Raw genomic sequence first — 12,701 nt, 5'->3', positions numbered from 1 at the left:
TTCTCTCCTTCCTCTTGAATACCTGTACCCTATTTTAAATTAAAAGGCTGTAAGGCTGGCCATCGACTTCTTCTTCTCGTTAAAAGTTGAAAGGGGGTTGCGCAAGCTGCCCTTTTCCTTGTTGGTATGGGATCAGCTCGCCGGATCCTGCTCCACTCTAAAGTCCTTTGGAAGTTCCCCTTTCCCAAAAGCAAGAAGACCCAACCTTGGTCGGGTACTGCCCCAGGCAAGACGGCAGCGCGTCCAGAAACAGCCGCTGTGCCAAAAAGGGAGGGATCCCTTGTCTAGCTAGGGATCCCTCTTCCGAAACCCATTGAGATGAGAACCAGTTAGTCGCGCTCAATGTACAAAAAGAGCACAGCCATGGTTACTGCCGGCAGCAGCCAACCGACAATGGGGACGAAAATCCAAGGAAGATAAGCAGCAGCGTAAGAACCGGTCATGATCTTGCTCCTCTCCAGTGCCTTGACAAGTTTGACAACTCAATTAACCTTAATTCACCAACCCTCGAAAGATGGCGTCGATCCCGGCAAAGTTCTCCAACAAGAAGTAGGCAGCAAACACGCCACCCATACCTCCCAAGAAAAATCCTGCTGTCAGATCCCCCCAGCCACGGGCCGTAGATAGAGGATTGGCGCCCGGCGTTTCCGGCTTGTTTCCAAAGGTAACGCTGCCATAGGCGGACATACAGGCGGTTCCCAGCAGCACAATCGCCATCGCCGTGACCAGCCCGCCCAAATTGGCTGCCTCAGGATAGTCGCGCAGCGGGCCCACCACGATTTCTGGCCCCACCAAAAAATAGCCATGCGCCAACCCAATCTCCAGCCCTCGCAACAGCGGCGATAGGCCAGGCCGGTTAATGGGGAGGTTGTTGATAAACAGACGGGTGAGAGGAGAGTCACTGATGGGCGTTGAAAGATGGCCCTCGCAGGGATCGTCGTTAAAGGTGCGAATGTAATCCATGTCCGAAGATCCTGGCTGGAATTTTGGGATTCATTCTACGGGGCCTCAGTTCTCGTCTCAGCAGCCGCTATCCGGATCGTTAAAAAAGTTCATGCTTGCTTAACAGAGATACAGACCCTCGCGCTTTGGTTCAACGACGCCGTGCCACCCCAGAAGATAGAATGCAACTGCGAGCCGCGCTACACAAAAGGATAGCTTGGTAGCCCCGTACTTTAGTACGCGGCGGAAAAGCCCTTGAGCAACTTTAGTTGCTTCTTTGTTATAGTTAGTACAGAGCTTCTCCAGGAAAACAACCTACTGCGGTGCAAAACCCGCGCGGCAATAACTAACCTGGAGGAACTTAAGTCCGAAGTAAGCAGAACTTTGAGGTTATGCCTCAAAGGACTGTCTAGGGGCGTCTTGACAGCGCCTTCGCGAGTCCATTTTGGGCTGCGTAAGAATCCCCTGGGTGGGAGTGTCAATTTTCCCTGGCAGGCCATCCTCGGTTCCTCCAGAGGGCTCACGCTTCCCTTGCCATTCTCGCCAGAGAACATAGCTCCCGATTGCCAGGAAGCCGAGGCCAGCCAACCATTCTAGCCAGGCTGCCGGGATCACCTGCCCCAGGGATCCCCCTAAGGCTACGCTGAGCAAACTGGCGGTCACCAGGGCGCTGGCAGAGCCGAAAAAGATCGCCCAGGGAGACTTGGACTGGGCGCTTATGAGCAAGGTGGCCAACTGAGTCTTATCGCCCATCTCCGCCACAAACACGGTTAAAAAGGTAACAAGCCAGAGCTGTAGCGGGGATCCCTCTGGCGGGTTGTTGACGGCGGAAGGCGCTTCAGGGGGGGACGGCACCGTCTGCGCTTCCAGGGCAGGAGACAGAGCCAGGTTCTGGCCGGTGGGTTGCCAGTCCACAGAGGCGGCTTCGTTCCAGGGGAGATAGTGCTGCCCAACGGCCCAAAAAACCAAACCGAGAACCAAGGATAAGGCAGTCAGCCCCAAGCCTAAAGCCAGTTGCCTCTGCCAGGAACGCGCTGATGCCATGGTCTCTGCTGTCCGCTAACCACCGACATGCAGCTTATCCTGTAGCGGGGCTCTTTTTCACCGGTTCTGGAAAGAACAAGGGCGCTAGAGTAAAAAGTAGAAGAAGAAGGGGCGTTGGCCGAGCGGTTTAGGCAGCAAACTCATAATTTGCCTTACACAGGTTCGATTCCTGTACGCCCCATCGCCGCAACCCTCTCCGGAGAAGGGCTGTAAACTACCCGACTCCGACTGCCCCCTCAATCCCCCCTATATCCCCCCGTACACGGGGGGACTGGGGGGCGGGGCTCCTGCGGCTTCTGGCTGAATTGAAACCGGCTTGCGAGGGTTTGCCATCCCCAGGCGCTTTGCTGCTGAGGCGACCCCTCCCAGGCAAACCGTCAAAGGCGAGGGCTCGACTCCCTGCGGGATCTCGTATCTAAGGGACGAGGCAGCCAGCGCTCGGGCAAGGCGGCGGGGGATCCCCAGCGGGACTGGAGCCGGCTGAGAAACTCTCCCTGCCAGGTGCGCAAGTCGGCCAAGTTGGCCCCGCCGTTCATGACGGCAAACCAGATATCGCCCCGCTCAGTTGGCAACACGCCCGCCAAGGTGCTGACGCCGCTCAGGGTGCCCGACTTGGCGATCAAGATCCCCGGCAGAAGCCGCCGCTCCAGCACGCCCACATCCTGGCCGACGACGGCAAAGGCATCCGCCAGCGACAAGCCGCGCTCTTCCAGCAACGCCTGGGTTGCCCGCAACATGGCTACATTGGCCCGCGGGGAGATGCGGTTTTCCACCCCCAATCCCGAGCCGTTGATCAGGTGCAGCTCTTCTGCCGGGATCCCTGCTGCAGCGCGGGCTATTTGGGCAACCTGGGCCGCTCCTCCCACCGCCTCTGCCAGCATCTCGGCCATGGCATTGTTGCTGTAGAGGTTCATCAGCTTGAGCAGGTGAATGAGGGGAGGCGACTCATGCCTGAGCAAGACCTGGGCCTCCGAAGGGATCTGCTGGGCAACTCGCACCGACCCCAAAATCTCCACCTGCGGCCTGGGGGTGCCGGGGGGCAAGGTCTGGAATTGCGCCTGGGCTTCCGGGGGCCAGAGGCGGGCATCCAGCCCCTGGCGCAGCAGGGATCCCGAACGGGCCCCATCCCGGGAAAAGTTCATGTAGAAGCGGCCCACCACCACCAGATCCCCGCGCACCTGGCGGATCCCCTGGGCGTTGAGGGCGTTCCCCACCGCGAAGGCTTCCTCCCAGACAAAGAAGGGATCCTCCCCCCCCAGCACCCAGAGATCGCCCTGCAAAACTCCGTCCGTTCCCAGCGAACCGGTTGCCAAGTAGGTGGTCACAAAGCGGTGGTGCGGGCCAAACTGCTGCAGAGCAGCCAGGGTGGTGGCCACCTTGGTCAGGGAGGCCGCCGGCAAAGCCTTGGATCCCTGATGTTGCCCCAAAACCTCGTCGCCCCTCTGCAGCCAAACCCCCTGGGCCGTGGAAGCAAAGCCGCGGCCGCTCAACTGGGCCAGGTAGGTCTCCACCTGAGGTTGCAGGGATCCCTGCGCCGTCGCCTGAGCTGAGCTCAGCAGAAGGAACGCCGCCGAGAGCGTCCCCCCCCAGATCGCAACCAGCCGCCAGCCCGGCCGCTGTCGTTGGCAATAGCGTTGCGGAGCACTTTTCACCCAAAATGCCCTCTAAAAACGCCAACCCACCCCCAGAGCGGAGCCCTCAGCTTGGCAACTCCCAGCCGCTTTCTTCTAGCGGCTCCACGTCGATGGTGCCGGGGGGCGTTTGCCGATAAAAATGGCCATCGGCAACAAACAGCGGCTCGCCACAACTGGGGCAAAAGAAGCGGCTGCCCTCGATGGCCTGAGACTCGGACCCACACACCGGGCAGCGATCCGTGGCGATCCAGCGGCGCGCCCACCAGCGAAAGGCCAGCAGCACCAGCACCGGCAGAGAGAGCAAGAACAGCAACAGAGCCACCAACCCGGCGACCAGCCACCCCAGCCCGACACGGGTCAGCAAAGCTGCCAAGGCCAGGGATCCCAGCCAGAAGCCCCAGCCGGTTAGAGAAATGGAATAGGTTTTGGGCTGCTCAAACCGCATCTTTGTTTTCCCTTCCCGTATTGACTACGCTTAGCAACGCCGCCGGGATGCCGCGGGCCTTTTCCCGAGTTATGTTAGCCCAGACTCACTCGAACTATAAGGCCACCTGGGCATACCCTGTAGGCTAGCTCATTTCCAATAGACGCGGGATCCGGTTTCCCGCACCCCTTCTTCTGCCGGCCCAGGCGCTGCCGTTGCTTCTCAAGAAGGCAACAGGATCCCTTTGGCAGCCGAAAGTCAGTGGCGCTATCTTACTTAAATGAGGCTATTATCAATTACAGAACTTATTGACTGTTACGGCGACGTTGCCCAACAGCGGAGGGGGGCATCATGGTCTACACGGAAGAAGCCTTCAAAGCGGAGCTAAATGCCAAAGGCTGGCGAGCCACTCGGCAGCGGGAAATCATCCTCCAGACCTTTCAAAACTTGCCTGAGGGGACTCACCTGAGCGCCGAGGAGCTGCACAAAAAGCTGCGGGAAGAAGGCCACAACATCAGCCTTTCCACCATCTATCGCACCGTCAAGCTGATGGCGCGCATGGGCATTTTGCGCGAGCTGGAACTGACCGAAGGCCACAAGCATTACGAGATCAACCAGCCGGCCCCCCACCACCACCACCATTTGGTGTGCGTCAAGACCAACAAGGTCATTGAGTTCAAAAACAACGCCATCCTGAATATCAGCCAGAAGGTGGCTGAAAAGTACGGCTTTAAAGTGCTGGATTGCCAGCTCACCATCATCGGCATCAGCCCGGAGGGACAGCGCTCGATCTTGTAGCCAAACAATTTCTGCAGCTCAGCTCCTGGATAAATGCTTGCCCTGGGCGTTCTGTACTGGGTTTGGGGGGAGATGGGGATCCCTTGGTAGAGAAAATGCCAGAATAGCCGCTGTAAAGTCGAAAGCCATTGGCAATTGAAGCAATAGCTCAGCTTACCCTACCCCCTCCGGGAGACGGCCATGAACGAGCAGGAATTGGCGCAGTGGCTAGAGCAAGCTCTGGCAGACCTGCGTCTGAGAGTTCAGGTGAAGGCCCAGCCCCTCCAAAGCAGTCCTGGGGATTACGCTTTGGTGATCATGATCAACCACCCTGCTCACGTTGCTCTCGACCATGAGAGGCTGACGGCCTGGTTCCAGAAGGCAATTCCCAGCCGCTATCCCCAAGTCAAGCGCTTGGCTCTCTACAGCCGCCCCATCGGCCAACAGCAGGCCAACTGGAAAACTCAGGTGAGGCTGGCTCCGGAAGCGGCGACGGGCAGGGGGGATCCCGCCGACAGTCCAGATCTCAGCCGCTATTGCTTTGTCCAAGACCGCCAGTTGCTCACCGCTGACCTGCCTCAACCCTCCAGCGTGGTGCGCCAGGCGGTCTTGGGTTTTCATAACCTCACCGCTGGGCAAAAGGAAGAAGTGCTGCCCCTGTTGCCCACCTTGTTCCGCAACCCCGGTGCTGTCTCGACGGCAATGCTGTCGGTGGATGCGGCCCTGTGGCTAGAGCCCTTGAAAAGCCTCAATCCCCACGAGCTGCGCCTGTTGAGCGTTTGGCTGAGCCGCTATTGCTTCAACCCCAGCCGCGCCTTGGCCGACTTGGATCCCGCCACCTCCAATCTCAGAACCGGTCAGACCCGACGCCGGTACCGCGCTCCTCAGACAGGGGTCTCGCTGGTTTTGGCCAGCTTTGCTGGCAACCTCACTCTGGCCGCCGGCGTGACCCTGAGCCTGTTGTTCGGCATGGTGTTTGTGTTGGCCCTGGCCGTTTTCGGCACCTTGGAAGGGGGGTTCTCTTTTGGCTCTTTTCTTTCCGCCGTTCTGCTCACCCTGGCCTTCAACGCCCTAATTTTCTTTTTGTCTCCCTGGTTGATGGACTGGATCCAGCACAGCCTCTACAGCACCCAGTGGGTGAGCTTGGCGGAAATTGGGCGTCGCAGCCCAGAGAGCGCGGAGGTGATCGCCCGCGTCTGTCGCCAGTACAAGCTGAAGCAGCCGAAGCTGGGCTTGATCCGCGACCAAAACCCTACTGCTTTTACCTATGGCAGCCTGCCGGATACGGCCCGCATCGTCGTCAGCGAAGGGTTGTTCACCTACTTGGAAGATGAGGAGGTGGCCACGGTCTATGCCCACGAGCTGGGGCATGTGATCCACTGGGATTTTGCTGTCATGACCCTGGCTTCCACGTTGGTGCAGATTCTCTACCTCCTCTACGTCTACCTGCGCGACACGCGCCGAGACCGCAGAGGGGGCAAAAACATAGGTTCCTTGGCTCTGGTCGCCTACTTTTTCTACGTGGCCGGCTCCTACTTGGTGCTGTACCTGTCGCGGGTGCGGGAGTACTTTGCCGATCACTTTGCCGCCGAAATCACCGGCAACCCCAATGCCCTCTCGCGGGCTCTGGTGAAAATAGCCTTTGGCATTGTGCAAGAAGGGGAGCGGCAACAGGATGAGGAAACCCGACAGCGCAGCGCTCGCCTGCTGGAAGGCACACGGGCCTTGGGGATCTACGATGCCAAGGCGGCGGTGATGGCGGGGACAGCCTACCGGGTGGCCGCGGATCCCAGCCAGGTGGGCAGGGTGTTTTTGTGGGATCTGTTTAACCCTTGGGCCGGGTGGATGGAGCTGAACTCCACCCATCCCCTCACCGGCAAGCGGGTGCGGGCGCTGGGCACCTATGCCGAACAACTGGATCTGCCGGTGGAGTTCGACATGGCCAGCGTGGTGGCCCAGGGCAAGCAGCTCAACCGCCAGCAGCTCTACGGCAATTTTCTTCTGGACGTGGTTTTGTTAAACGCCGAGTGGCTGGGGGCGATCTTGGGGATGGTGCTTGGGATCCCCGCTCTGCAGGCGGGGTCTTACGGCATGTTTGCCGGCCTGGTTCTGGCGGGAGCCAGCTTGGGCCTGCTGCTGAAGATGACGGTGATGTACCCCAGCTTGGAAAACCCGCCGGCATTGACGGTGTTGAAGGCCATGAGCAACCCCTACGCCAGCCCCTTGCGCGGCTTGCCGATGCAGCTAGAGGGGCGGGTGATCGGGCGGGGGGATGCGGGCTATCGCTTCGGCTCCGATCTCAAGTTCCAGGATGAGACGGGGATGATTTTCTTGCGCTATGTTTCTCGGTTTGGGCCGCTGGGCAACTTCCTGTTTGGGGCCAGCCGGGCAGGCAGGCTGGTGGGTCAAGAAGGGACGGTGGTGGGATGGTTCCGGCGGGGGATAGCTCCCTACCTGGATCTGTCCCGCTTCCAGAGCCGCTATGGCGAAGTGGTGACCAGCCATCCGGCCTTTGGACAGGCGGTGCAGGTGGCGCTGGGCTTGATGGCCGCCTTGCTGCTGATGACCGTTTTCCCCTTCTAGGACGGGCTCAGGATGAGGTCGACTGCCCGCTGTCGGCGCGGGCGTAGTCGTCGCTGAAGCGGATAATGTCGTCTTCGCCCAGGTACTGGCCGTTTTGCACTTCGATGATCACCAGGGGGATGACGCCGGGGTTTTCCAGGCGGTGCTTGGTGCAGGGGGGCACGTAGGTGGACTGGTTGGTGGTGATCAGCCGCTCTTCATCGCCGCAGGTCACTTTGGCGGTGCCGGCCACGACGATCCAGTGTTCGCTGCGGTGGTAGTGCATCTGCAGGCTGAGGCGATGCTTGGGCAGCACCACAATCCGCTTGATCTTGTAGCCGGGGCCCTCGTCCAGCACCGTAAAGCTGCCCCAGGGACGAGTTTCAGTATTGCTCTCGATGAGCTTGTTAAAAACTTCAGCCGAGAAGGTAGCTGGCAGTTTTTCCACTGAGGGCATGGGGGAATTGGGAGTTTCTAGCATAGGCTGCTCTCCTGGGGGCCCTGCCTTCAGCTTATCCTATGGAGCTGGGCAGTAGCCCAACTCCACTCAAATCTTGTGGGATCATGGAGAAGTCTCCTCATCGGGGGAAAAGGCCCTTCTTCTCCATGCATTCCTACCCGGTTCACATCCACGACCGCCAGAAAGACGCCCACTACTTCATCCAGGTGCCTGCCGACCAATACATCCTGGAGGCTGCCGAAGCCCAAGGGATCCAGCTTCCCTTTGCCTGTCGCAACGGCGCCTGCACCACCTGTGCGGTGCGGATCCGGCAGGGATCCCTCTACCAGCCGGAGGCAATGGGGATCTCGCGGGAGCTGAAGGAGCAGGGCTACGGGCTGCTGTGCGTGGGCTATGCCCGCTCCGAGCTGTGGGTGGAAACGCAAGATGAAGATGAGGTGTACGAGCTGCAGTTTGGCCGCTACTTTGGCCAGGGGCGGGTACGAGCGGGGATCCCCCTCGACGATGAGTAATTTTTCTGCCTCAGTTGCCTCTAAAGACCTGCCGCCGTCCCCCCGGCCTTGGCAGCTCCAGGGCTGGCTGTTGGGCTCGGCGGCGCTGATCCCGGTCAACCTGGCCCCTAGTCTGTTGCTGGCGGTGGTGGGGACGGTGCAAAGCTATGGCCGCTACTGGCAGCAAATCCGGCGGGATCCCGGCTTTTGGCTGGCGGGCCTGCTGAGCCTGGCGGTGGTGGTGACAGCGCTGCTGGGGGAGGACTGGCGGCTGAGCTTGCCGGGGATGTTCAACTACTGGCCTTTTCTCCTGATGCTGCCGGCCTTTGCTGCAGCGCTGAGGGATCCCCTCAGCCGCCGCTGCCTGGCGCAGGTGTTGGTGCTGGGCAGTGGCCTGATGCTGCTCTTGGGCTGGGGAGAAGTGCTGTGGGGGTGGCAGGGGCATCTCTTCTTGGGGCCGCTCTGGATTACGGGCGTGGCCGGTGGGGAGCGCCCGGCGGCAGCCTTCACCTCCCCCAATCTCCTGGCCATTTATCTTGTGATCCATCTGGGCTTGGCGGCGGGGCTGTGGGGGGCAACTCAATCTCACCCCACCAGAGCAGGGCTGGCGGCGCTGCTGGGGTTAGGATCCCTGCTGTTGCTGCTGACAGCCTCCCGCAACGGCTGGGGGGCAGGGGGGCTGGCGCTACTGATTGGGCTGGCCCTGCGGCGCTGCTGGTGGGGGCTCGCCTTCCTGGCCGGCTTGGGATTAGCCGGCTTGGCCGCTGCTTTGGACTGGCCCGGCTGGCGGGCGGTTGTCCCTTCCTTGATCTGGAGCCGGTTGGCAGACACCTTTGACCCCCAGGCCCCCTATTTCAGCTCGACGGCCAACCGCCTCGATGCCTGGCGCTTTGCCCTGCAGATGGTGTGGGAGCGGCCCCTGACCGGCTGGGGCTGGCAGAGCTTTCCTGCCCTCTACAATGCCCAGGATCCGCCAGAGCTGCTGGGCCACTGCCACAACTTGTACCTCCATCTGGCGGCAGAAGGCGGGATCCCTCTGCTGCTGGGCTACTTGGCCCTTTGGGGTTGGATCTTGGCGCGGGGCTGGCGAGCCTGGCGTTGCTCCCAAGACGAGATCCTCTTGGGAGTTTTACTGGCCTTGACGGCGTTTTTTGCTGCGGGGCTTTTGGATGTGGTGATCTTGGATGGCCGCCTTCACCTGTTGATCACCTTGCTCTTGGGCGCAGCTTGGGGGGCCAGCCTCGAGCTCCGCTGCAGCCAGGCAAAGAGGGTTCCGGCGGATCCCCAGGCACCCCGGTCAATGCCACAATAGAGTTCCTCCCTTGGGTTTTCTGGGATTACTCTGTTTCGGTTGCCGGATTTTCTTACGTATCGAGTTTAGCTTTGGATGGTCTCACCCGATTTCGATTGACCAAAACTTTGGCGGCGCAGGCCCCGCCCTGAGGACTCTGTCCCGCTTGCGCGAATAGGGCTGGGGAGAACGTCAACCACCTTTTTCCATGGAGCAGCCAATCCCTTCTCTGGCCCCTGATCCCATCAAGCCGGGGGATCTCCTATCCCTGGAGATCACCGACCTAACCCCTGAGGGCGATGGCATTGCCCATACGCTTGGCCACGGGCGGGGTCGGGTGGTGTTTGTCGCCCAAGCGGTGCCAGGGGATCGCGTGGTGGCTCAGATAACTGAGATCAAGCGCAACTATCTGGTCGGGCGAATTCGCTCCCTCATAGCTCCCTCGCCGCAGCGGGTGCGGCCGGCCTGCATTGTGGCGGACAAGTGCGGTGGCTGTCAGTGGCAGCACGTCAGCTACGCTCAGCAATTGGTTACCAAGCAGCAGATCCTCAGGGATGCGCTGGAACGAATTGGCGGTCTTACTCTGCCGGAGCCTGTCCCGATTTTGGGATCCCCGCAGCCGCTGCGCTACCGCAATAAGGTCACCTACCCCATTGCCAAAGCAGAGGGCCAGCCGCTGCGCATGGGCTACTACCGACCGGGCAGCCACCGCCTGGTGAACCTCAACCAGTGCCCTGTGCAGGACGAGCGGCTGGATGTGTTCTTGCGGGAAATTAAGCGGGATCTGCAGGAGGCCGGCTGGAGCGTCTACGACGAAAGCCGCCACCAGGGCCATCTGCGTCACTTGGGCTTGCGCATTGGTCGCCGCACCCGCGAGGTGCTCCTCACCTTGGTCAGTTGCAGCCGCGACCTGCCCCACCTAGAAAGGTGGGCCAAGCGCTGGATGCAGCGCTACCCCGACCTGGTGGGGGTTTGTCTCAACCTCAACCCGGCCCGCACCAACACCATCTTTGGCCCGCAAACGGAGGTGATTGCCGGGCGGGGATCCCTGCGGGAAGAATTGGCCGGTCTTTCCTTTTGGATTGACAGCACCTCCTTCTTTCAAGTCAACACGGAGCAGGCGGAGGCCTTTTTTACCTGGATAGTGGATCAGCTCCAGCTGCGCGGCGAGGAGATCGTCCTGGACGCCTACTGCGGCATCGGCACCCTAACCCTGCTCTTGGCCCGGCGGGCCAAACGGGCGATAGGGGTGGAAGTCCTGCCGGCGGCGGTGGCCCAGGCCCGCTACAATGCCCAGTTCAACGGCATCCCCTCGGCCCAATTTTTCCAGGGCGCAGTGGAAACGGTTTTGCCAACTCTGCCTCCTGCCGATATTGTGGTGTTGGATCCGCCGCGGCGCGGCTGCGAGCGGCAGGTACTCGAGATCCTAAAGCAGCGACAACCCCAGCGCCTTGTCTACATTAGCTGTCACCCTGCCACCTTGGCGCGCGACCTGCAAATTCTCATGGCCGAGGGATCCTACCGCCTAACCCAATGGCGAGCGGCCGACTTCTTTCCCCAAACAGGCCATGTAGAGGGGGTGGCCTTTTTGGAGCGGGTCTGAGGGCAACTCCAAAAACCTTGCCCAGCTTGCCGCAGAGCCGCCCTCTTGGTAAACGCAGCAGCCAGAGGCGACAAATGCTAACGTCAAAATAGTGACCTTAAAGTTTCGCAACGGATCCCTTTCCATTACCCTAGTTTTTCTTCCGCGATCTCGATGCTCAGAGCTGGAATTGTTGGCCTGCCCAATGTGGGCAAATCGACTCTATTTAACGCCCTCTGCGAAAATGCCAAGGCCGAGGCGGCCAACTTCCCTTTTTGCACCATTGAGCCCAACATAGGACGGGTGGCAGTGCCGGATGAACGCCTGCAGGTGCTGGCCAAGATCAGCGGCTCGGCGGCAATCGTCCCCGCCCAGATTGAGTTTGTTGACATTGCTGGCCTGGTGGCCGGCGCCAGCAAAGGCGAGGGGCTGGGCAACCAATTTCTCTCCCACATCCGCCAGGTGGACGCCATCGTACATGTGGTGCGCTGCTTCAAAGATGAGAACATCGTGCATGTGGCCGGCTCCGTGGATCCGGTGCGAGACATGGGCGTGATTAACCTGGAGCTGGCCCTGGCGGATCTGGCCCAGATCGAGCGGCGCTTAGAACGGGTGCGCAAACAGGCCAAGTCCGACAAAACGGCTCAAGTAGAGCTGCAGGCCCTGGAGAAGCTGCAGGCCGCTCTGGACGAGGGCAAGCCGGCTCGCCTGGTGCCCCTTAGCGCAGAGGAGGAGGTCGCCATCAAAGGGCTGGGGCTGCTCACCCGCAAGAAGGTGATCTACGCCGCCAACGTGGCAGAAACGGAGCTAGCCACTGGCAACGACTGGGTAGAGCAGGTGCGGCAGGTGGCCCAGGCAGAGGAGGCGCGTGTGGTGGTGGTCTCGGCCCAGGTGGAGGCGGAATTGGTGGAGTTGCCGCCTGAAGAGCGACAGGCTTATCTGGAGTCGCTGGGGGTGAAAGAAGGGGGGCTGAAATCCTTGATCCGCGCCACCTACGAGCTGTTGGGCCTGCGCACCTACTTTACCTCTGGCCCCAAAGAAACCCGCGCCTGGACAATCCCTGCCGGTGCCACTGCTCCCCAGGCGGCGGGGGTCATTCACTCGGATTTTGAGCGGGGCTTTATCCGGGCGGAAACGATAGCATATGAGGACCTAGTGGCAGCGGGATCCCTGAGTGCCGCCCGAGAGAAGGGCCTAGTGCGCAGCGAGGGCAAAGACTACGTGGTTCAGGAAGGAGATGTGATGCTCTTCCGTTTCCATGTCTAGGACTCCCTAGCCTATTCAGCCAAGCCGTGGTTTCTCAGCAGTGCCTCTAGGCAAAACGACTTATCTAGCCAGGGATCCCTGCTTCCAAGGGGTCTGCTTGACGCAACCGTTTTCCTGAGAAAACTGTTGACGCTGTAACGAAACATCACAATAATTGGACTAGATAAACAAGTACTTTAAGGGATGTATTGATGGATCTGCTGCAATACGGGCCGATGGCCTGGGTTT

12 protein-coding genes and 1 tRNA gene are annotated in these 12,701 nt (G+C 60.4%); 7 read left to right on the top strand and 6 right to left on the bottom strand.

Annotated elements, in window-relative coordinates; translation table 11 throughout:
* Nucleotides 1-329 precede the first annotated feature (329 nt).
* The 3 genes from NW848_RS15005 to NW848_RS14995 form a co-directional block, all read right to left on the bottom strand.
* A complete protein-coding gene (locus tag NW848_RS15005) occupies nt 330-443 on the bottom strand; it encodes a photosystem I reaction center subunit VIII (protein WP_011428960.1) in 114 nt (37 codons plus the stop codon).
* Between the two features lie 49 nt (nt 444-492).
* Nucleotides 493-963, bottom strand: coding sequence for a photosystem I reaction center protein subunit XI (locus NW848_RS15000; RefSeq protein ID WP_099812636.1), 471 nt, complete (start codon nt 961-963; stop codon nt 493-495).
* A 369-nt stretch (nt 964-1,332) separates the two neighbouring features.
* A complete protein-coding gene (locus NW848_RS14995; RefSeq protein WP_414511349.1) occupies nt 1,333-1,857 on the bottom strand; it encodes a TMEM165/GDT1 family protein in 525 nt (174 codons plus the stop codon).
* A 237-nt stretch (nt 1,858-2,094) separates the two neighbouring features.
* Here NW848_RS14995 and NW848_RS14990 point away from each other — a divergent pair.
* A tRNA-Ile gene (locus tag NW848_RS14990) sits at nt 2,095-2,167 on the top strand.
* A gap of 196 nt (nt 2,168-2,363) precedes the next feature.
* Here NW848_RS14990 and NW848_RS14985 read toward each other — a convergent pair.
* Entirely contained in the window at nt 2,364-3,638 is a 1,275-nt protein-coding gene (locus tag NW848_RS14985) for a D-alanyl-D-alanine carboxypeptidase (RefSeq protein WP_099812638.1), read from the bottom strand.
* A gap of 46 nt (nt 3,639-3,684) precedes the next feature.
* Nucleotides 3,685-4,065, bottom strand: a complete 381-nt coding sequence (locus tag NW848_RS14980) for a hypothetical protein (RefSeq protein WP_011428956.1) — start codon at nt 4,063-4,065, stop codon at nt 3,685-3,687.
* 330 nt (nt 4,066-4,395) lie between these two features.
* On the opposite strand from NW848_RS14980, the gene NW848_RS14975 reads away from it, so the two are divergent.
* Both NW848_RS14975 and NW848_RS14970 read left to right on the top strand, forming a co-directional pair.
* Complete coding sequence (locus NW848_RS14975; RefSeq protein ID WP_414346803.1) at nt 4,396-4,842, top strand: Fur family transcriptional regulator; 447 nt, start codon at nt 4,396-4,398, stop codon at nt 4,840-4,842.
* A gap of 180 nt (nt 4,843-5,022) precedes the next feature.
* Entirely contained in the window at nt 5,023-7,404 is a 2,382-nt protein-coding gene (locus NW848_RS14970; RefSeq protein WP_011428954.1) for a M48 family metalloprotease, read from the top strand.
* Nucleotides 7,405-7,411: 7 nt separating this feature from the next.
* Here the strand turns inward: NW848_RS14970 and NW848_RS14965 are convergent, their stop codons facing one another.
* Nucleotides 7,412-7,864: a phosphomannose isomerase type II C-terminal cupin domain gene (locus NW848_RS14965; RefSeq protein ID WP_206336915.1), complete on the bottom strand. Its 453-nt coding sequence runs from the start codon at nt 7,862-7,864 to the stop codon at nt 7,412-7,414.
* 125 nt (nt 7,865-7,989) lie between these two features.
* Between NW848_RS14965 and NW848_RS14960 the strand changes: the two genes are divergently transcribed.
* From NW848_RS14960 to ychF, 4 genes are all read left to right on the top strand, one after another.
* Nucleotides 7,990-8,355, top strand: coding sequence for a 2Fe-2S iron-sulfur cluster-binding protein (locus NW848_RS14960; RefSeq protein WP_011428952.1), 366 nt, complete (start codon nt 7,990-7,992; stop codon nt 8,353-8,355).
* Complete coding sequence (locus NW848_RS14955; protein ID WP_071813484.1) at nt 8,348-9,646, top strand: O-antigen ligase family protein; 1,299 nt, start codon at nt 8,348-8,350, stop codon at nt 9,644-9,646. Before NW848_RS14960 ends, NW848_RS14955 begins: the two co-directional genes overlap by 8 nt.
* Nucleotides 9,647-9,833: 187 nt before the next feature.
* Nucleotides 9,834-11,228, top strand: a complete 1,395-nt coding sequence (rlmD, locus tag NW848_RS14950) for a 23S rRNA (uracil(1939)-C(5))-methyltransferase RlmD (RefSeq protein WP_099812640.1) — start codon at nt 9,834-9,836, stop codon at nt 11,226-11,228.
* A gap of 153 nt (nt 11,229-11,381) precedes the next feature.
* On the top strand, nt 11,382-12,473 hold the full coding sequence (ychF, locus tag NW848_RS14945) for a redox-regulated ATPase YchF (RefSeq protein WP_414508533.1): 1,092 nt from the start codon (nt 11,382-11,384) through the stop codon (nt 12,471-12,473).
* Nucleotides 12,474-12,701 lie beyond the last annotated feature (228 nt).

The organism is Synechococcus sp. RC10A2 (genome assembly GCF_047502605.1).
The sequence above is the reverse complement of the archived record's forward strand: the minus strand, read 5'-3'. Positions and strand labels throughout refer to the sequence as shown.